At 54.3% G+C, this 20,192-nt stretch carries 23 protein-coding genes; 8 read left to right on the top strand and 15 right to left on the bottom strand.

From position 1 onward, the window contains the following. Nucleotides 1–39: 39 nt before the first annotated feature. Complete coding sequence (locus tag J7395_RS10325) at nucleotides 40–942, top strand: LysR family transcriptional regulator (protein WP_209221397.1); 903 nt, start codon at nucleotides 40–42, stop codon at nucleotides 940–942. 10 nt (nucleotides 943–952) lie between these two features. On the opposite strand, the gene J7395_RS10320 is transcribed toward J7395_RS10325, so the two are convergent. Continuing rightward, the gene (locus J7395_RS10320; RefSeq protein ID WP_114111733.1) at nucleotides 953–1,396 is read right to left on the bottom strand and encodes an Lrp/AsnC family transcriptional regulator; all 444 of its coding nucleotides are present in this window, start codon (nucleotides 1,394–1,396) and stop codon (nucleotides 953–955) included. Nucleotides 1,397–1,533: 137 nt separating this feature from the next. On the opposite strand from J7395_RS10320, the gene J7395_RS10315 reads away from it, so the two are divergent. Then, the gene (locus J7395_RS10315) at nucleotides 1,534–2,445 is read left to right on the top strand and encodes a DMT family transporter (protein ID WP_209221396.1); all 912 of its coding nucleotides are present in this window, start codon (nucleotides 1,534–1,536) and stop codon (nucleotides 2,443–2,445) included. A 51-nt stretch (nucleotides 2,446–2,496) separates the two neighbouring features. Further along, on the top strand, nucleotides 2,497–2,901 hold the full coding sequence (locus J7395_RS10310) for a hypothetical protein (protein ID WP_209221395.1): 405 nt from the start codon (nucleotides 2,497–2,499) through the stop codon (nucleotides 2,899–2,901). A gap of 66 nt (nucleotides 2,902–2,967) precedes the next feature. On the opposite strand, the gene alaS is transcribed toward J7395_RS10310, so the two are convergent. The 7 genes from alaS to nikR form a co-directional block, all read right to left on the bottom strand. Then, nucleotides 2,968–5,622 carry an alanine--tRNA ligase gene (gene alaS, locus J7395_RS10305; protein ID WP_209221394.1) on the bottom strand — a complete coding sequence of 885 codons (2,655 nt, stop codon included), beginning with the start codon at nucleotides 5,620–5,622 and terminating at the stop codon, nucleotides 2,968–2,970. 180 nt (nucleotides 5,623–5,802) lie between these two features. Continuing rightward, entirely contained in the window at nucleotides 5,803–6,108 is a 306-nt protein-coding gene (locus J7395_RS10300) for an NIPSNAP family protein (RefSeq protein ID WP_209221393.1), read from the bottom strand. A 36-nt stretch (nucleotides 6,109–6,144) separates the two neighbouring features. Further along, nucleotides 6,145–6,288, bottom strand: a complete 144-nt coding sequence (locus J7395_RS10295; RefSeq protein WP_062952850.1) for an entericidin — start codon at nucleotides 6,286–6,288, stop codon at nucleotides 6,145–6,147. Between the two features lie 220 nt (nucleotides 6,289–6,508). Further along, entirely contained in the window at nucleotides 6,509–6,685 is a 177-nt protein-coding gene (locus tag J7395_RS10290) for a DUF1328 domain-containing protein (protein ID WP_082824831.1), read from the bottom strand. A 90-nt stretch (nucleotides 6,686–6,775) separates the two neighbouring features. After that, entirely contained in the window at nucleotides 6,776–6,919 is a 144-nt protein-coding gene (locus J7395_RS10285; protein ID WP_209221392.1) for an entericidin A/B family lipoprotein, read from the bottom strand. A gap of 251 nt (nucleotides 6,920–7,170) precedes the next feature. Beyond that, entirely contained in the window at nucleotides 7,171–8,250 is a 1,080-nt protein-coding gene (gene recA, locus J7395_RS10280; RefSeq protein ID WP_062961010.1) for a recombinase RecA, read from the bottom strand. A 281-nt stretch (nucleotides 8,251–8,531) separates the two neighbouring features. After that, the gene (gene nikR, locus J7395_RS10275; RefSeq protein ID WP_209221391.1) at nucleotides 8,532–9,011 is read right to left on the bottom strand and encodes a nickel-responsive transcriptional regulator NikR; all 480 of its coding nucleotides are present in this window, start codon (nucleotides 9,009–9,011) and stop codon (nucleotides 8,532–8,534) included. A gap of 97 nt (nucleotides 9,012–9,108) precedes the next feature. Here nikR and J7395_RS10270 point away from each other — a divergent pair, with 97 nt between their 5' ends. Further along, on the top strand, nucleotides 9,109–9,897 hold the full coding sequence (locus tag J7395_RS10270) for a DUF4198 domain-containing protein (RefSeq protein ID WP_209221390.1): 789 nt from the start codon (nucleotides 9,109–9,111) through the stop codon (nucleotides 9,895–9,897). A gap of 9 nt (nucleotides 9,898–9,906) precedes the next feature. Next, nucleotides 9,907–10,437 (top strand): hypothetical protein, encoded by a 531-nt coding sequence (locus J7395_RS10265; RefSeq protein ID WP_142994478.1) that lies wholly within the window; start codon nucleotides 9,907–9,909, stop codon nucleotides 10,435–10,437. Here J7395_RS10265 and J7395_RS10260 read toward each other — a convergent pair. Next, nucleotides 10,423–11,322: a DMT family transporter gene (locus tag J7395_RS10260; protein ID WP_097051004.1), complete on the bottom strand. Its 900-nt coding sequence runs from the start codon at nucleotides 11,320–11,322 to the stop codon at nucleotides 10,423–10,425. The two genes, J7395_RS10265 and J7395_RS10260, sit on opposite strands and share 15 nt — an antisense overlap. A 206-nt stretch (nucleotides 11,323–11,528) precedes the next feature. On the opposite strand from J7395_RS10260, the gene blaOXA reads away from it, so the two are divergent. From blaOXA to J7395_RS10245, 3 genes are all read left to right on the top strand, one after another. Next, nucleotides 11,529–12,335 carry a class D beta-lactamase gene (blaOXA, locus tag J7395_RS10255; RefSeq protein ID WP_209221389.1) on the top strand — a complete coding sequence of 269 codons (807 nt, stop codon included), beginning with the start codon at nucleotides 11,529–11,531 and terminating at the stop codon, nucleotides 12,333–12,335. Between the two features lie 79 nt (nucleotides 12,336–12,414). Further along, complete coding sequence (locus J7395_RS10250; protein WP_209221388.1) at nucleotides 12,415–13,188, top strand: PH domain-containing protein; 774 nt, start codon at nucleotides 12,415–12,417, stop codon at nucleotides 13,186–13,188. 102 nt (nucleotides 13,189–13,290) lie between these two features. Continuing rightward, nucleotides 13,291–14,328 carry a sodium:calcium antiporter gene (locus J7395_RS10245; RefSeq protein ID WP_209221387.1) on the top strand — a complete coding sequence of 346 codons (1,038 nt, stop codon included), beginning with the start codon at nucleotides 13,291–13,293 and terminating at the stop codon, nucleotides 14,326–14,328. Between the two features lie 27 nt (nucleotides 14,329–14,355). Here J7395_RS10245 and J7395_RS10240 read toward each other — a convergent pair whose 3' ends face one another. From J7395_RS10240 to J7395_RS10215, 6 genes are all read right to left on the bottom strand, one after another. Further along, nucleotides 14,356–15,057, bottom strand: coding sequence for a transporter substrate-binding domain-containing protein (locus J7395_RS10240; RefSeq protein ID WP_247742148.1), 702 nt, complete (start codon nucleotides 15,055–15,057; stop codon nucleotides 14,356–14,358). Between the two features lie 158 nt (nucleotides 15,058–15,215). Continuing rightward, a complete protein-coding gene (locus J7395_RS10235; RefSeq protein WP_209221385.1) occupies nucleotides 15,216–16,820 on the bottom strand; it encodes an MFS transporter in 1,605 nt (534 codons plus the stop codon). Nucleotides 16,821–16,832: 12 nt separating this feature from the next. Continuing rightward, nucleotides 16,833–16,997: a DUF1427 family protein gene (locus J7395_RS10230; protein WP_062952861.1), complete on the bottom strand. Its 165-nt coding sequence runs from the start codon at nucleotides 16,995–16,997 to the stop codon at nucleotides 16,833–16,835. A 4-nt stretch (nucleotides 16,998–17,001) separates the two neighbouring features. Further along, nucleotides 17,002–17,223: a DUF1427 family protein gene (locus tag J7395_RS10225; protein WP_062952862.1), complete on the bottom strand. Its 222-nt coding sequence runs from the start codon at nucleotides 17,221–17,223 to the stop codon at nucleotides 17,002–17,004. Nucleotides 17,224–17,322: 99 nt separating this feature from the next. After that, nucleotides 17,323–19,185: an amidohydrolase gene (locus tag J7395_RS10220; protein WP_209221384.1), complete on the bottom strand. Its 1,863-nt coding sequence runs from the start codon at nucleotides 19,183–19,185 to the stop codon at nucleotides 17,323–17,325. Between the two features lie 188 nt (nucleotides 19,186–19,373). Then, complete coding sequence (locus J7395_RS10215; RefSeq protein ID WP_062952864.1) at nucleotides 19,374–20,051, bottom strand: hydrolase; 678 nt, start codon at nucleotides 20,049–20,051, stop codon at nucleotides 19,374–19,376. Between the last annotated feature and the right edge of the window lie 141 nt (nucleotides 20,052–20,192).

The raw sequence follows: 20,192 nt of genomic DNA, 5'->3' as shown, positions 1-20,192 counted from the left end.
CGGGAATAGTGGATATTTTCGGGATTTAAGTTTCCATATATGGAACATGCGCAACTGGACGATTTCGCCCTTTTCATTCGCATAGCCGAACTTGGCAGCCTCCGGCAGGCATCAATTGCCCTGGAGGTTCCGATGGCGACACTTAGCCGACGCCTCCAAAAGCTGGAGGAAAAGCTGGGCTGCAAACTGCTGCTACGCGGCAGCGGACGGTTCGCCCTGACTGATGCCGGGCATACCTATTTCGACCAGTTACGCCCGCTGGTCACCGAAATGAACAGAACGCTTGAAAGTATCGACACACGCCATAACGAGCCTGCCGGGATTTTGAAGGTCGCCTTGCCTGTCAATCTCGCCCGAAGCTGGCTCGCCCCATTTTTCAGCACTTTTCTTCGTAATCATCCCCATATTGATCTGCGGCTGACCCTGTCCAATCGTGTATTGCCGCTTGGCGAATTCAATTTTGATGTCGCCATCCGTGTCGGCAAGCAAACCCAGCAATCTCTCGTCCTGCGAAAGCTGTGTGACACCTATCTGGTTGCCTGTGCCGCCCCGGAATATCTGGCGAAATTCGGCACACCGACATCGCCCGAAGAACTGCGTTATCATGCGATGATTGTCGCAAGTCCGCTTCGAACCTGGCGGTTGACCCACCGCAAAACAGGACGCAACGAGGTATTCAGCGTTGATGGCCGGTTTGACGTCGACGAGATCGAACTGGCGTCACTTATGATAGAAGAAGGCCACGGCATCGGCCTTGTACCACACAGCATTATCGGCAATAGCCTGCGGGCTGGACGACTTGTACCGCTTTTGCCTGACTGGGAAACCGAACAGCGCGATATCTTTGCTGTTTGGCCCGAAACCGATTTCATGCCCAAACGCCAACGTGTTTTCATAGATGAACTGGTGGCCTTTGCCACGCAAAACCCGGCAGACCGATAACCGGAAACCATCAACGCATGACCGGCGGTGGCATGCGCCGTTCAACCGACTTCGCTTTCACGATTGATGTGTTGGTTTCCGCTTTGTCGACAATGCGGTCCAACAATGTATCAAGTTCCCCCATCGAGCGAACATACAGACGCGCGATATAACAATCATCGCCCGTGACCTTGTCGCATTCCCCGAATTCTGGAATTTCTTCGATCATCTGCTGAACGATATGCAACTTGCCCGGCAGCGGACGAATGCGTACGATCGCCTGCAGCGGATAGCCAAGTGCTTCGGGATTTACATCAATGGTAAAGCCCCGAATAACGCCGCGTTCCTCCAGACGCCGGACCCGTTCCGCCACGCCGGGGGATGATAGCCCGACACGGGCTGCCAGTTCCTTTTGCGAGATACGCGAATCACCAATCAGGATTTTCAGTATCTTCTGGTCGATTTCGTCGATCACTTTACTTTTCCTATAAATATTCGACATAAACTTTATATAATTAAGTAAAGAACCGACATTTTCAATCTCAGACCATGGAACAAAGCCGAAAAAAGGCGCAAATTTCATCCATAAAATCAGTTTAACGGAGCATTCCGATGGATGAAAAACTGCGCGGCACGGTCGAAATGACCGCGGCCATGACGATTCTGGGCACAATTGGCTGGTTCGTTGTGATGTCAGGGCAATCCGCTCTTGATGTTGTTTTCTGGCGGTGCGTATTTGGGGCTGGGGCCCTGCTTGTCGTTTGCACTGGCATGGGGTTTTTACGCGGACTTTTGAACCTGCGGATATTGGGTTGGGCCGCGCTTGGTGGTGTTGCCATCGTGACAAACTGGTTCCTGTTATTCCAGTCCTATTCGATGGCATCGATTTCCATTTCAACAGCCGTTTACAATACCCAGCCCTTCATGCTGGTAATGTTCGGTGCATTGCTGTTTGGTGAAAAACTGACAGCCAATAAATTTGCATGGCTTGCGATTGCATTTGGCGGATTGCTGTTGATCATATCGGGCAAGCCCGATGGCGGCTTTACCGGCACCAATTATGCAGGCGGTATCGCGATGGCATTGGTCGCGGCCTTTTTCTGGGCGGTGGCTGCCATCATTACCAAAAAGCTGAAAGGTACCCCGCCGCATCTGATCGCGCTCATTCAGGTTTGTGTCGGCATTCTGCTGCTCGCCCCCTTTGCCAATCTTGATAACCTGCCCGATACGCCATCAAGCTGGGGCGCGCTTGTCACGGTTGGCGTGGTTCATACCGGGATCATGTATGTGCTGATGTATGGCGCGGTTCAGAAACTGCCCACCCATCTGCAAGGATCGCTCAGCTTCATCTATCCGGTCGTTGCGATCCTGGTCGACCTGATTGCGTTTAGCTATCGCCCGGATACCGCCCAGATCATCGGGGCAGTGGCGATTGTGATTGCCGCAACCGGCATGAACCTCGGCTGGCAGCTCTGGCGTAGTGGAAAACGCAACCCGGCAAGAAATGCCGCTATCCAGAAATGATCATACGACAGTTAAATCCAACGGCACATAGATGAACGGGTGGTCTGATTATTGCTTGCAACTTTTCAGGGTAAAACTTTTGGAAAACACTGCATGACCAGCATTAATCCGTCCCAGTTCAATGTTGCATCGTTTCAAAAGCTGGGGATCAACGTTGCGAACAAACAGGTCCCCGAAGAAACCATCGCCTTCATGCGCCAACGGCAGGGAGACGATGCCAGCTCAGGCAAAGCCGCACCACTATCGGATACTTTGCCTTTTGACCCGCTTGCGGCAAATGCAGGTGCCAAGTCACGAACCGAAGCCCAACTGATCGGCCAGCAGGATGAAGCCTCCAAATCCACGCTGCCAACATCGGCAGAGGAGCTTCTGACAGTAAACGAAGATGAAGAAATGACGGACGAGGAAAAGCAGCAGAAGCTTGCGCAACTCAATAAGCATATACTGCAAGGCTGAAACTCATCACAGCGCCAGTAAAAAGGGCCCCTTGTGGGGCCCTTTTTTAATTCGCACTGCAACTGCTCAGCCAGCAACCGTTGCCTCAATCGCGGCAAGTGCCGCGTCGGCCTGATCGGCGTCGGGGCCACCGCCCTGTGCCATATCCGGGCGGCCACCGCCCCCCTTGCCGCCAAGCTTTTCGACACCGACACGGACCAGATCGACCGCGCTGAATTTACCGGCGAGGTCTTCGGTCAGGCCGACAACGATTGATGCCTTGCCGCCATCGGTCGAGATAAGGGCAACAATCCCCGATCCCATCTGATCGCGCAATTCATCAACCATGCCCTTGAGTTCCTTGGCCGGAATACCGTCCAGAACACGCAGAGCCAGTTTGACACCATTGACTTCCTTGAACGCGTCAGCACCCGATGCCCCGCCCGAACCGGCTGTTGCCAGCTTCTTGCGCAGGTCGGAAACTTCGCGTTCAAGCTTCCGGCGTTCATCCTGCAAGGCTTTGACACGTGCCGGAACATCTTCGGGTACGGCTTTGAGATCGGCCGAAATGGTTTGTAGAAGCTGATCGCGGGCCGCCATATAGCTTGCGGCATCCGAGCCGGTCAGGGCTTCGATACGGCGGACACCGCTTGAAACCGCACCTTCGGATACGATCTTGAACATACCGATATCGCCGGTCCGTTTGACATGCGTACCACCGCAAAGTTCAAGCGAATAGGCATGTTCGTTCGCTTCGGGCAGGCCCATCGAAACAACGCGGACTTCATCACCGTATTTTTCGCCAAACAGCGCCATCGCGCCCAGTTCAATCGCCTCGTCCGGGGTCATCAGACGGGTGGTGACTTCACTGTTTTCGCGGATCAGACGGTTGACGTCGAATTCGATTATAGCGGCTTCTTCGGCGGTGATCGGTTTGGGGTGCGATACGTCGAAACGCAGACGATCCTTGGCAACCAGCGATCCTTTCTGGGTGACGTGATCACCCAGATGCTTGCGCATGACCGCGTGCAGAAGATGGGTCGCCGAATGGTTCGCACGCAAGGACGAACGGCGGGTATGATCGACGCGGAATTCGGCGGCATCGCCAACCGAAACATCACCTTCGACAACCTTGCCCAGATGCACATGAAGCGCACCGAGTTTCTTCTGGGTGTCGGTGATTTCAATCACGGCACCCTTCTCGGTTTTGATCACGCCGGCATCGCCCTGCTGACCACCGGATTCCCCGAAGAACGGGGTTTGGTTGGCAACGATGGCAACCTCATCGCCCTTGGTCGCGGTTTTGGTTTCCGCACCATCCTTGATCAGGGCCGTGACAACGCCCTCGGCATTTTCGGTTTCATAGCCCAAGAATTCGGTCGCGCCATCACGGTCATTGATGTCAAACCAGACTTCCTCGGTTGCAGCTTCGCCCGAACCCGACCATGCGGCACGGGCCTTGGCTTTCTGTTCTTCCATCGCCGAGGTAAAGCCGCTTTCATCAATGCCGATCTTGCGCGGTTTAAGCGCATCAGCCGTCAGATCAAGCGGGAAGCCGTAAGTATCATAAAGCTTAAACGCCACATCGCCCGAAAGGGTCGCGCCCTCGGTCATGCCATCGGTCGCGTCATCAAGCATCTTGAGACCGCGGTCAAGCATGGTTTTAAAGCCCTGCTCTTCAAGCTTCAGGGTTTCTTCGATCAGTGCCTGCGCCCGAACCAGTTCCGGGAAGGCACCGCCCATTTTGCGCACCAGTGCCGGGACCAGTTTATACATCACGGGGTCTTGCGTCCCGATCATGTGCAGATGGCGCATGGCGCGACGCATGATACGACGCAGAACGTTACCACGGCCCGCATTGGACGGCAGAACACCATCGGCAATCAGGAAGCTGGTCGAACGCAGATGGTCGGCAACCACGCGGTGCGACACATTATGCGGACCATCGGGATCGGTGCTGGTGGCATCCGCCGATGCCTCGATCAGGGCCCGCATCAGGTCGATGTCATAGTTATCGTGCTTGCCCTGAAGGACGGCGGCAATACGTTCAAGGCCCATGCCGGTATCAATCGACGGCTTTGGCAGATTGACGCGTTCGCCATTAGCCATCTGCTCGTACTGCATGAAGACGAGGTTCCAGATTTCGATGAAACGGTCGCCGTCTTCTTCAGGGCTGCCGGGGGGACCGCCCCAGATTTTATCACCATGGTCAAAGAAGATTTCCGAACACGGACCACAAGGACCAGTATCGCCCATCGACCAGAAGTTATCAGACGTCGGAATGCGAATGATGCGGTCATCAGTAAGACCGGCGATCTTTTTCCATAGACCATGGGCCTCGTCATCGGTGTGATAGACGGTAACCAGCAGCTTGTCTGCCGGGAGGCCGTATTCCCTGGTGATCAGGTTCCAGGCGAATTCAATCGCGTTTTCCTTGAAATAGTCGCCGAACGAAAAGTTGCCTAGCATTTCAAAGAAGGTGTGGTGACGGGCGGTATGACCGACATTTTCAAGATCGTTATGCTTGCCACCGGCACGCACGCATTTCTGCGAGGTGGTCGCGCGTGAATAATCGCGTTGTTCCTGACCTGTGAAAACATTCTTGAACTGGACCATCCCTGCGTTGGTGAACATCAGGGTCGGGTCATTACGCGGTACCAGCGGGCTGGAAGACACGACCTCGTGGCCGTTCTTGCGGAAGAATTCCAGAAACGTGGTGCGGATATCGTTAACGGTCTGCATCTCTCTCCAACCCGGAAAACGCGGAACAATCGCTGCCGCAAACCTACGGCGCGACTGCCCTATTTAGCGGCTCGGCTCTGTGCTGTCCAGTCGGGGAAAGGCTTTGCGGTGTTGTAAGTGACGATTTCTGCATCCGGCATTGCACCGGAACACCACAACGGCATGATCGGGTATGCCTGCCTAATCAAGAACCGGGCGCATGAAACTGCGCTCGTAACTGATGATGCTGCGGTTAAGTTTTTCAAGTTCGAGTGTCGCAACACACTCGTCATCATCGGCCATGCGGTTTCGGTAATCTTCGTATGCCGCAAGGCTCGGGAAGCTGAACAGGGCATATGCAATGTTGCTGGCACCCTCATGGGGCAGGAAATAGCCGTGATGCGTCCCGCCCATCCGGTTGACGATGGGAATCCAGCGACGGGCATAATCCTCGAACTCGGGGATTTTATGCATGTCGACAATATATTTGAGATAACAGGTGATCACGGTGGGAGCTTTCGTAAATTCCGAAACGCGTGATGGTTATTTGTCGACGCCTTCCTGAATCTGTTCGCCAAGTTTTTCAACATCGCGGCCAAATCCGGCGGCGGTTTCACACGCGGCAAGCGACATGCCAAAACCCGCAATCAGGGCCAATGCCAGAATACGTTTCACAAAAATAGTCATCGTTTGAATGCTCCTGCCTTTAACGACATGTTGATTTTGAAGGCGGCCGCGGCCTGCTTCTGACGCAAGGCATATGGCTTCCGAAATCGGTTGCTATCTTGTCGGGGTCACGTCCGGCTGGCAACTCTTTCCTGCATCGACGATTTAAAAGTCACGCAGAAAAACGGGCGTGCCGCAGCACGCCCGTTTCCGTTTGCTCGTATTATTGTCTATACCGCGATCAGATCGGTGGACGACGACCACGCAGTGCGTTGACCAAAAGCGAAACAACGAACAGTACGAGGAAGACGAAGAACAGGATCTTCGCGATCCCGACAAATGTACCTGCCAAGCCGCCAAAACCAAGGACGGCGGCGACAAGCGCCAGAATGAGACAAAAGACTGCCCAACCCAACATGATGTTATCTCCTTTTTAGGCTTTGGCTGCTTGCGGGTGATGGAGTTGATCCAAAAGTCCCGTCAGCGAGCGAAAATCCGCGATGATGCCTTACTCGCTGGCTTCATCCTGAATGGCTTCACCAGCATTTTCCATATCTTGGCCAAACCCTTCGGCGGTTTCACAAGCGGCAAGGCCAAGGCCCATGGCGGAAATCATAGCAACGGCGAAAATCTTTTTCCAAAAGTCGGACATTTCGGTTTCTCCTGTTTGCTCGACGTGATTTTGTTCACACCATCCATAACGGAGCCGAAAAGACAAAGTTCCCTCACACGTTGCCAAACCCCTGATTTGGTACAATTAAGGCAGCCTGAATGCCTTTGTTTTTTGCAGGTTCCGGCCAATATTGATCATTTTGGGGCAATTGCGGATTTGCCCGCCTCACGACAAAAAACGGGCCCCGAAGGGCCCGTTTGATGTATTTAGCGACAATCGTTAGTCAGCAATCACGCATCATCGTCATTTGACGGTTCATCATCGCTCATGCTGGTCATTGCTTCGGCGATCAGGCCAGCACTTTCGCGGATGCTGCGTTCTATTTCGGCGGTCATTTCCGGATTTTCACGCAGGAAGGTTTTGGCATTCTCGCGGCCCTGACCGATCCGGGTCGAGTTGTAAGAGAACCACGAACCGGATTTCTCAACGATCCCGGCCTTGACGCCAAGATCAAGGATTTCACCCATCTTGGAAACGCCTTCACCATACATGATGTCAAACTCGACCTGCTTGAACGGCGGCGCCATCTTGTTTTTGACAACCTTCACACGGGTCTGGTTGCCGACGACCTCGTCACGGTCCTTGATCTGACCGATACGGCGGATATCAAGACGAACCGACGCATAGAATTTAAGCGCGTTACCACCCGTGGTGGTTTCCGGGCTGCCAAACATCACACCGATCTTCATACGGATCTGGTTGATGAAGATGACCATGCAGTTCGAACGCGAGACCGAGCTGGTCAGTTTACGCAAGGCCTGGCTCATCAGACGAGCCTGCAGACCGACATGGGTATCGCCCATTTCGCCTTCAAGTTCGGCACGCGGCACAAGGGCAGCAACCGAATCGACGACCAGAACATCAATCGCACCGGAACGCACCAGAGTATCGGCGATTTCAAGCGCCTGTTCACCCGCATCGGGCTGCGAAATCAAAAGTTCGTCGGTATTCACACCAAGCTTGCGGGCGTAACCCGGGTCAAGCGCGTGTTCGGCATCGACAAAGGCGCAGGTCCCGCCAAGTTTCTGTGCCTCAGCAATGGTGTGCAGGGCCAGTGTGGTTTTACCCGAACTTTCCGGACCGTAAATTTCGACGATGCGGCCACGCGGCAGACCGCCAATCCCCAACCCGATATCAAGGCCAAGTGATCCGGTCGAAATGGCTGAAATATCCACCGCACTATCGCGCTGGCCGAGCTTCATGATCGAGCCCTTGCCAAATGCGCGTTCGATCTGCCCAAGGGCGGCTTCGAGTGCCTTCTGCTTATCCATCGTATCTTTATCCACCAAATGCAGCGCGGTCTGAATCATTTTCCGAACTCTCTTATTCCACAGGGCCGGGTAGGATGCAACGCAGGCGGTTCCCCGGTCCTAAATGCGGAACGCCACCGCTAGGTGCCCCGCCGGATAACTGGCATCACGCCAACCATTTTCCGGCAAACGCATTGAGAACATAATGCGAACAATCTCATAAAAAAATGGATGTTGCAAGTTTGTTCTCATTTCAGCGATAGAGAATTCACACACAGCGAACAGGAACGATCACGACAGCCGCGCAGCACCTCAGAAAACAATTCAGCCGAAATCCTGTTTCACGTGGTTATTTTCAGGTGTTCGTGACGATGGGCGTGACCATGATCGTCATCGCCATGGTGATGGGCTTCGACATGCAGTTCGCCCGGAACGGAATAAAGCTGCCCATGGCGAACCCCCGGCTGTGCCAGAACCTGATCGGCAAATCTGCGGATATCGGCAAGCTTGCCGCGCAGGGTAACACTCTCAAGGCAGGTATCATGATCGATGTGGAAATGCACGGTCGAGACCGTCAGGTCATGATGTTCGTGCTGCGCGCTCATCAAGCGTGACGCCAGCATGCGTTCTTCATGATCATACACGTAATTCAGAACCGCAATGCCAACGCCGCCAGTGTCTTCGTCAAGCTTGATGTTCTGAAGCTTTTCCCGAATCAGGTCACGAAAACCTTCGGAACGGTTGGTATAGCCGCGATGTTCAAGGAAGGCATCGAATGCCTCCATCAAATCGTCTTCGATCGATACGGTCACGCGGGTCATACGAATTCCCTTTCAGAATCATCAGCTTGACTCGTATGAACAATTTTGAAAAGTTCACACAGCCTTTCAACTCCCTTAATCTCCCAAAGGATAGCAGATGTTTCAATCAAAGTTCACAACCCCGCTTGCAATTGCCGCGCTGGGGTGCCTGATTGGTTATGGTGCAACGGCCCACGAATTCATCGCCAGCAGCAAAACCGACCCCGCAAATGACAAAAACACTGCTGTATTCATCCTCGATTCGACCCATGTTTTCGGCTCCGCCGAAGAAGCCGAAGCCCCAAAGCATGTAGCCGCACAATTAATCACTCCCTCGGCCGCCACCGATCTTGATGTTAGCGAAAATGCGGATGCCCCCAATCTGACCGGTACCTTTACCCTTTCCGACGAACCGGCATGGCTTGTCGGACATCGCCTTCCGGTGATCTGGTCACAGACACCCGATGGCTGGAAAGAAGGCGGGTCGGATGTGAACCCGGATGCCATTGCATCCTCGCGCTTTGAAAAGTTTTCCAAAAACCTGACCGGCGGTGACGGAAATGCAGCGTTTGTTTCAACACCACTCGGCCACACGCTTGAAATCGTGCCCCTAAGCGATCCGCGCGCGACAGGCATCGGGGATGATATCGATGTTCAGGTCCTGCTGAACGGGCAGCCCTATTCGACCAGCGTTCTGGCAACCTATGCCGGATTTACCGAAATACCGTCTTCCTATGCTTATTATACCGAAACCATGAGCGACGATCGCGGCAGCGGCATTGCCAAAATCCGCATCAGTGCGCCGGGTCTATGGGTGGTCCGTGTTGCCGCTGATCTTCCCGATGTCGAGGAAGGTGTGGGCGTGCACAATCTGCGTGCCACGATGACCTTTGACATTGCGCAATAACATTCCGTCATGATGGCATTTATTCGCCCCAGAATTCTGGCTTTGGCCCTGCTGTTGGCGGGGCCCTTGCCTGCGTTTGCCCACGGTGCCGGATGGCAAATCGACCAAAGCCAGTCCGCCACCGTCTATCAGTTCGGATATACCGATGGCACGGCAATGATGTTTGCCGAAGTCACGATAACCGGTCCGGATGGCAAGGTTTGGCAAAAGGGCCGGACGGATCGTGCAGGTCGTTTTGCCCTTGCAACGCCATCCCAGCCACGTGACGGGCAAACCGGTTCGCATTGGAAAATCCTGGTGTCGGACGGCATGGGGCATCAAGTCACCCTAACCCATTCGTCAGATATGACAGATACGCCAAACACAATAGACGCATCAAAATCATCCGAACCGGCCGCACCCGGCCTTCGCGGCACAGGTGCCTTGCTTGACCTTCCGCTATGGGCAGCAATCCTGTTCGGCGTGAGCCTGATTTCCAATCTGGCATTCATCCCGATCTGGTTCAGGCAGCGGCAAAAACAACGGTCAATGCAAGAATAAAAGGGCAACCCCGCCAAAGGCCATGCAGGTCCCGATGATGGCCTGCGGGCCGACCGGGCGGCGCAAAATCAGACCTTCGTAAACAATCAGCAGAACCGGCGGCAACGCCATCAGGGTCGAGGCAATCCCGACATTGGCATTCTGAACCGCCACCATCGAAAGCCATACCCCCAAAGCAGGACCGATAAAGGCACCAAGAAACAGCCAACGCCCGACATCCGGCGCACTACACGCCACGATCGTGCGTCGGGCACGCCCCATGGCAATCGCAATTCCCCACATGATCACAACCGCGACAAAAGTTCTGATCCATGTTGCCGACAGTGCGGAATAGCCGCCGATCAGTGCATATTTCGCCGTCACCAGATTGGCGACCTGTCCAATGGCGCCACCAAGTCCAAACAGAATACCGACCAGATAATTGCGTCCCTCCAGCCCGACAGGACGCCCCTTTTTCATCATGATGACCAAAAGGATGCCACCAATGCCAAGTGCAATACCCGACATTTCCTGAAGGCTGAGAACTTCGTCAAACAGAACCCAGCCCAACACCGCCCCCATGATCGGCACGGTCGACATCATCAGCATCGATAGCCGCGCCCCCAGGGTCACAAAGGCCTGAAACAGCATGGCATCGCCGATCACAAGGCCCAGAACCGAAGACAGTGACAGCCAGCCAAGCTGTTCCCATGTCACGGCATTCGGCCATGGCTGCCCTTCAAGCAGCCAATGCAGCAATGTAAGACACGTAATCGAGCAGGCAAGACGCCCGCGATTGACTGTCTGCGCACCGACCTTGCCGCCAATGTTGGAGAAAATCATGCTCGACGTCGCCCAAGCCATAGCGGCAGTAAAGGCGGCGGCTTCACCGAAGAACGGGATCATGCGGGGCTCTTGCTTGGACGTTGTTGTTTTTTGGCTGCCGGATTGTGGCGCAACCGGACCGGGAACATAAACCCGCTTTGCCGCATTTTGGCAATCTGAATTTCCGCCCGTAGATAAAGGCCAGGACAACATGGGTTAAACGATTAAATGAACCTTCAGCATTCGTCCCTACCCTTCGACCTTTACCCATCCACAAGGATCGCGTTTTGCAACGTACCAGCCTGATTTTTCTTCTTGGCGTAATGTTCGCCCCCTTCAATGCCACGGCGAAAACCAAAACGGTTTGCACCCTGATTTCGGATACCAAAACCGGCAAGACCATTGTTGAGGAGGGCGAATGTAAAACCCGCGCAACGGCGGCCTCGACCTTCAAGATCGCCATCAGTCTGATGGGATTTGATAGTGGCATCCTGACCGATGCGCATCATCCCGTATGGTCGTTCAAGGAAGGCTATCCAGACTGGCGCGACGCATGGCGCAAGGATACGGATCCGCAATACTGGATCGAACAATCCGTCGTCTGGTATTCGCAACAGATCAATATCAGACTGGGAGAGGCAAGGTTTCGCAACTATGTCACATCCTTTGATTACGGAAATGCCGATGTATCCGGGGATGCCGGAAAACAGAACGGCCTGACGCGATCATGGCTAAGCTCGTCCTTGCAAATCTCGCCTGCCGAACAGATCGAATTCATTTCAAAAATGATCCGGGGCGAGTTGCCCATCGGCAAACAGGCCCGCGAAATGGCAATGGGGCTGTTTGACATGGGTGTTCAGGCAAATGGCTGGCATGTATTTGGCAAAACCGGTGCTGGCCTGTCGCAAAATGCCGATGGCCGCACGATCAAGGGGCAACCGTGGGGCTGGTTTGTGGGTTGGGCAACCCGCGGCGAGCAAACCATCACATTTGCCAGACTGACCCATGACAGCACACGCCCGGCAAAATCGCCCGGTTTTGCTGCACGCGATACGTTTTTGGCCGAATATTTTGCAACAGACGGTGCCTTTTGACCGGGTAAATCCGTCTGTATCTTGCCAATTTCGGATCGCAGCCTATGTTGGACCGATTGCATAAAACAGGACAGACTGCATGAGCCGGAAAAACGACACCAATGCGGAAAGCAAACCCTTCAAGGGCATCCGCCGCCATCTGCATGACGGCGAGGTGGTCATCATGGATTTGCCAATTTCCCCGGTTTCAATTCTGATCCCCGGTATCATCAAGATCATTTGGATTGCGGTACTGATTTACGCATCCTATCACTGGCGGGCAATTTACGATTTCCTGATGCCGGAGGCACGCGCCCTTCTGACCGGTCCCGAAGCCTTTGCCGCACTTGACCGGGTATGGGAAGAATATGAATTCGTGTTTTCAATTGCCCTGTTCGGGGTGATCATTGCGCTGATTTCGATTGTCTGGAAACTTTTGAAACGTGCCCTTGGCGTTTCAACGCGCGCTGCACGCGACAGCATTCTCTTGCCGCTTACGGCCATTCGCGATCTGTTTTTCTTTGAACGTGTCATCACCAATAACCGGATCGTCACACGCAGCGGCGTTCTGCGAAAAGATCAGGATGATCGCGGGTTTGAGTCCATCAAAAGCACCCAGATCAGCAAAAGTGTAATCGGCAATATCTTTGATTATGGTGATCTGCATATTACCGACCGGCTAGGTCACAGCTTTACGCTGCGTCAGGTGACAGGTCCGGAAACCGTCGCAAAGGAACTTTCCGATTTCTTTGGCCGTGTCCGCCCCGATAACCGCAACGGCGAGCCGATCGATATCACGCATCGCGCCCGTGAAGAAGCGATTGAACACAACGAAAACAAGCCGCTGGCACGTCCGGAAGGGGAAGTGTTTTAACTTTTACACAATCAGGGAACATGACGGCACCCGACGCGTCATAAAGGGCAGGTAAAGCCGCCCCGGTGCAAATGCGGCCAGATCCGAACAAAAGACGTTTTGATGCTGCCTGCAATTGCAACCCTTCCGCTTTGGTCCATTATCGGACTGTTTTCAATCTGTGCAGTGGTGATCGGCTTCGCCGGAACTCGGTTGGCAACGATTGCCCTCAAACTCGCCGAACGGACCGGCATGGGACAAATCATAGCCGGTGCGGTTTTTGTCGGCATCTCGACCAGCCTGCCCGGAAGTGTGCTTTCGGTAACGACGGCGTGGCAAGGACACACCGATCTCGCCATCGGTAATGCGCTTGGTGGCATTGCCGCCCAGACGACCTTTCTGGCAATTGCCGATTTTCTGTATCGCAAGGGTAATCTGGAACATGCCGCGGCCAGCGCAACCGGCTTGGCGCAGGCAACCCTGCTGGTCAGCATGCTTGCCCTGCCGCTTCTGGCCTATGCTGGTCCAGACTGGACAATATTGCATATCCATCCGGTATCGATCCTGTTGTTCATTCTGTATGGCTTTGGCCTGTCACTGCTCGCCGAAATCAGGCATCAGCCAATGTGGCGACCGCGCAAAACCGACCTGACCGACGAGGATGCCAAGGAAGATGACGCAGATTACCATCCCGAAAGCACGCTTCGTCTGTGGGCAGAGTTTCTGGCCTTTGCCGCAATAACAGCCGTCGCCGGTTACACTATTGGCGAAAGCGGACTGGCCATCGTCGATAAAACCGGCATTAGCGAGACAGCAGTTGGCACCTTCCTGACCGCGATTGCGACATCGCTGCCCGAACTTGTTTCGGCAATTGCAGCTGTCCGCATGGGAGCGGTCAATCTGGCAGTTGGGGATATTATCGGTGGCAATGCGTTTGATGTTCTGTTTCTGGCCGCATCGGACTTCGCCTATCGCGATGGATCGATTTACGCCGCATTCAGTCCGCAGCACCTGTTTACCATCGCCCTTGTCATCCTGATGACAGGCATCCTTCTGTTGGGGATGCTCAACCGCGAACGCAGGGGGCTTGCCAATATCGGTTGGGAAAGCGTTTCAATCCTGTGCCTTTATGGCATGTCGATATTTTATCTTTCGGGATAGGCCGCAGATAACACCGGGCAAATCCCCCTACTTTTGGCGCCACTCAATAATCATTTTCAAAAACAATGACGTGCCTTCATCAAAGGCAGGAAGCAAATCAGCATGGTCGACGGCAAGCCAGCTGTAGACCGAAAGGCTCGTAACGGGAATTGCCTGGAATCCGTCCGGGGTGCCACCAGTGACCGACAACGAATAGCTATCCAGCAGCATTGCGTCCAATCGCCCGTATCGCAGCATCTTCTGCATCATTTCGGGCCCGCGCGGAACACGCACGACTTTGGGATGATCAGCCAATAGTACATCAGACCAGTCGGAACCAAGCCAGACACCAACACTCTCATCTGTCAGATCGTCTATCCCCGATATCTTTCCGGACCGCACCACCAGCATTCCGTCAACCAGTCCAACGCGGACATTTCCCCTTATGATCGGGCGATCAACGCGTTGTTGAAATCCTTCAAGTTCGGCGAACGCACCATCAATTTCACCATGCGATAAGGCTTGTCCAACCCGTGCGAGCGGCATACGTATCGGTTTGACGCATACACCCGCCTTTTGCATGGCATCGCGGTAGGGTTCGATCCTATCCCCGGTCATCCGGACTTCGGGCATGGCAATAATCAGGCACTTTTCAGTGGCGCCGGCTAATGTCGAATAGCTCAGGATCGAAATCAAAACCAAAATGGTCAGGCCGGATGCACCTGACCTGAACTTTCCGCAAAACGTCATCACCACTTTCCCAAAGCACCCCGGGACGCCAACGGCGTCCAAATCAAACAGACCGGGCACCCAACAATAAGGGCCCGGCCTGTTATCATGATACTTACTTCAAATTCGGGGCATGGGGGAATTCAAGATTTCGAAAACAAGCACGAATCGCATTGGTTTCACCGTGCGGCGATCAGATGTTCGACCAGCGGCTTGTCTTCTCCCTGATGCAGTTTGTTGACCTGTTCCTGAAGGACGCGATCGGTGCCGGTTACCCGTTTGTGATGGCGCAGATGTTCTATCCATGAGCCTTCAGACCAGACCTCGGTAAACAGATCAGCCTGCTTGCTGTCCTGATACAGGTTCCAATGATAGGCACCATGACGCTGGCGCGCCTTGCGCATGGCTTTCATCAGATCACCAAAAGTCTCGCGGTCCGTATCGGCAATGCGATAGGAAATCCGGATCATGACAGGGCCGCGATCATGTTCGACATCCTCACCGATTATCGGTTCGGGCCAATGCATCGATGGTGCAAGATCAAGGTCCGCCCCCTGATTAAGGGCAAACCGCATGGTGGCAAACATCAGAACAATCGCCCCGGCTGCCGCACATAATAGCGCCGTTTCAATCGAAAACTGATCTGCAACCCAGCCCCAAAGGATACTGCCACCCGACATCGCACCGAAAAACAACGTCAGAAAGACAGACAAACCACGCGCCCGAACCCAATCAGGCAATGCCGTCTGTGCGGAAACATTGAAGGATGACAGAACGGCAATCCACGATGCCCCGGCAATAAAGGATGCGATCACCGCAACAACCGGCTGCTGGATCAGGGCAAAGGCAACAAGAACCGACGCCGTACCAACCGTTCCGGCCATGACGGTTTTATCAGCCCCCAGACGCGCCTTGATCCGGGGTAAAACAACGGCCCCGATAACCGCCCCGGCACCGACACTGGCAAGCAGGATGCCATAAAGCTGCGGGCCACCTGACAACACTTCACGCGCAATCAGCGGCAGCATCGCCCAATAGGCACTTGCAAAGACAAAGAACGCCACCGCGCGCACCAGCGTTGCAATGACCGGCGGGCTGTTAAATACATAACGAAGCCCCGCGCGCATCGCCCCGAAAACCTTTTCACGCGGCATAATCTGTTCGGGCTTTGCCGGTTTCCAGAAGAACAACACAACCAGAATGCCGACAAAGCTGATCGCGTTAAGTGCAAAAGGTGCAACCAGCCCGGCAGACACAATCAGGAAGCCGGCCAATGCCGGACCGATTGCACGACTGACATTGATCCCCATCGAATTCAGCGCGATAGCAGGTGCCAAACGCGATTTATCAACCAGCGACGGGACAATTGCCTGCCAGGCAGGTGCCATAAGTGCAGCGCAGGTTCCCATCATGAAGGTAAAGGCAATCAGGATCGACGGCGTTACCAGTTGCAGATAAACAAGTGATGACAAAGCCGCCGCCAATCCGGCCATCACGAGGTTGACCGCAAGCAGCAACTTGCGACGATCCATCAGATCGGCCAGAGCACCGGCAAATATCGCGAACAGAAACACCGGCAAGGTGGTTGCCGCCTGTACCAGTGCGACGACGAAGGGGGATGGTGACAGTTCCGTCATCAACCAACCCGCACCAACGTCATGCATCCATGTTCCGATATTTGAAACAACGGTTGCGATCCAGAGGAAGGCAAAAGCACGATGGCGGAAAGGCGACCACGGGCCCGCTGCGGTTCCGGGGGTGTTTTCTGATTTTTGCGTATTCATCTTAAGCTTCCCCTATTGCACGGTCAGGATGTGATCGGTAATCACAAACCCAGCCGTCATCGCTACCACCAAAAGTGCACCGACAATTTTCGGAGGAGCCGGCAAAGGCAAATCAAGCCAGCGACATCCGCCACCAATCGCAAGTCCCAGTCCAATCCCGGTCAGAAGTTGCCACATGGTCCTACTCTCCAGCCTTGGGCACGTGTCCAATCGGACCAGCGCAATTTTTACGATTGTCGCAGCGACGATGCGGGAACCAGCGATCCACCGCCAGATAGCCAATCGTCATGGCAAGTACCAGAAGCGCACCTGTCATGGCAGGCGGGGCAGGAACCGGGATATCGATCACCCGGCAACCGATGCCAATCAGGATCGCCAGCAAAAGTCCAAATACGATTTTCATGATTTTCAATCCGTTGCGGCATCCGGCCCATCGAAGCCCTGCCTGTTTGTCTTTCAGTGAACCGGGCGGGTAACGTGACCCGCCCGGCCCATAACGGCGCTAGACGGCAAAGCAGGAGCAACCCAGCGCGCCCCAGAACGATTTCGCATCCGCAACCGGCACAGGATTATTCCAGGCAATCCCGTGATCATGTCCGTGGACACCGCAACCATGGTTACATGCGTCATGGCATGCGCGCTCCGCGTGATGAGCATGGGATTCCGGGCGCTGTCCGGGGCTTTGTTGATGCAAAACCGGACTCCAGGATGGCGATGCTGGTGGCAACTCCGGTGAAAGGGACTGATAGTTGCCTTCGCCGTAAACCACTTTTCCGCCAACCATGGTCATGACCGAGTTGATCCGGCGGATTTCTTCGGGCGGGACGCTTAGATAGTCAGCGGAAAGGATGGCCAGATCGGCATATTGTCCAGGTGCCAGCGTACCTTTGACATCCGCCTCGCCCGAGAACCATGCCGACCCTTTTGTCCACAGCATGAGCGCAGTTTCACGATCAAGAACGTTGTCATTGTCGTAAAGCGACATACCGCCAACCGTCTTGCCGGTAGTAAGCCAGTAAAGACCGACCCACGGGTCATAGGATGCAACGCGGGTCGCATCCGTTCCCGCCCCGACCGGAAGACCATATTCCAGCATTTTGGAGACAGGCGGGGTCGCCATGGCGGCATCCTTGCCGTAACGGTCGACAAAATATTCGCCCTGGAATGCCATGCGATGCTGGATCGCGATCCCGCCGCCCAGTGCCTTGATCCGTTCGATATTGCGTTCGGAAACTGTCTCTGCATGATCAATGATAAACCGCGTCTTGAACGGCTGTTTGCCATTCACCCGTTCGAACACACCAAGGAAACGGTCGATGGTTTCGTCATAGGTCGCATGAATGCGGAATGGCCATTCGCGTTCGGCCAGCAATTCGACGATAGGTTCGAGTTCGCTTTCCATGACCGGTGCCAGATCGGGGCGCGGTTCAAGGAAGTTTTCAAAATCTGCTGCCGACCAGGCAAGGTTTTCACCGGCGCCGTTCATCCGCAACATATCATCGCCAGCACCCGGTTCGGTCATTCCTACCCAGCGTTCATAATCGCTAAGCTCGTTTCCGGCGTTTTGCGCAAACAGATTATAGGCGATGCGGACAGTCATCTGCCCGTCATCATGCAGACGGCGAATGACATCGTAATCTTCGGGATAATTCTGCCCGCCGCCGCCCGCATCAATGACGCTGGTGATGCCAAGACGGTTCATTTCGCGCATATAGTGACGGGTGGAATTGATCTGATCCTCAATCGGAAGCTTGGGACCCTTGGCCAGCGTAGAATACAGAATCAAGGCAGATGGTTTCGCCAGCAACAAACCGGTCGGATTACCCTTGGCATCCTTTTCAATGACACCACCGGGCGGGTTTGGTGTGTTTTTATCAAAACCAAGAACCTTGATTGCGGCCTGGTTCAATAAAGCACGCCCATAAAGGTGCAGGATGAAAACCGGCGTATCTGGTGCGGCAGCATTGATTTCATCAAGGGTTGGCATCCGGCGTTCGGCAAACTGGAATTCCGACCAGCCGCCAACAACACGCACCCATTGCGGGGCTGGCGTGACAGCCGCCTGCGTTTTAAGCATGCGTAGCGCGTCGGCAACGGACGGCACGTTTTCCCAGCGCAATTCCATGTTGAAGTTAAGACCACCGCGAATAAGGTGGGTATGGCTGTCATTCAGCCCCGGAATGATGCGACGGTCGCCGCCATTGATCATTTTGGTTTTGCGATCGGCCAGTTTGCGTATCCCGGCTTCGTCACCGACCGCAAGAACCTTGCCATCGGCAATCGCGATGGCTTCTGCTTCCGGAGTCTTTGGGTCGAGTGTCGTGACCTTGGCGTTGTAAATGATGGTGTCGGCGGTGTCTTTCATTTGCTGGCTCCTGATCCCTGTAATCGGCAAAGTCGACAAGGCGGCCGTGGCGGCAACACCTTTCACGAAAGTCCGGCGTTTCATTGATTTGATCCCTGCAAAAAAGGCAGCCTGAGACAAGCGATTGACCGGTCCACTGCCAAAAAGAAAAGGCACGACGGAGATCCCCTTTCCGTCGTGCCCTCACATCAGGAAGCAGCCTGCGGTGCGAGGCGCGGACCGTGTTCGACACGTTCCGGTGCCTTGTGAACCATGGTGTAGGCATAATCGACGCCCATGCCATATGCGCCGGAATGTTCTTTCACGAGTGCCATTACATCGTTGTAGGTTTCACGGTGTGCCCAGTCGCGCTGCCATTCCAGCAGAACCTGCTGCCAGGTGACCGGTACGACACCGGCCTGCACCATACGATCCATCGCATAATTATGCGCATCGACCGACGTACCGCCGGATGCATCGGCGACCATATAGATTTCATAACCGCCTTCAAGCATTGCACAGAACGCGAAGGAGTTGTTACAGACTTCGGTCCACAGGCCAGAAACGATCACTTTTTTGCGGCCGTTTGCAGCCAGTGCATCGCGTACTTTCTGATCGTCCCAGGAATTCATTGAGGTCCGTTCAAGAAGCGGATTTTCAGGAAATACTGCCAGAAGTTCCGGATAGGTATGGCCCGAAAAGCTCTCTGTTTCGACGGTCGTGATCGTGGTCGGGATGTTGAAAATCTTGGCAGCCTTCGCCAGACCAACGGTGTTGTTTTTCAGAACCTGGCGGTCAATCGACTGAACGCCGAATGCCATTTGCGGCTGGTGATCGATGAAGATGATCTGCGAATTTTTCGGAGTAAGAAGTTCGAGCTTTGACATGATAATTCTCCTGTTAATGACGTAAGTCTTGCCTGTTGATCCCCACCCGTTTTCATCTGTGCTCGGGTGATGAGGAGATAATGACATCTTTTAAAAATGGAACAATTCTGTTATTTTGAGACAAATTATCCCAAATTTGAG

Origin of the sequence: Thalassospira sp. A3_1 (genome assembly GCF_017744215.1) — a bacterium.
Taxonomy (GTDB): domain Bacteria; phylum Pseudomonadota; class Alphaproteobacteria; order Rhodospirillales; family Thalassospiraceae; genus Thalassospira; species Thalassospira lucentensis_A.
This window is presented reverse-complemented; position numbering and strand designations above follow the sequence as displayed.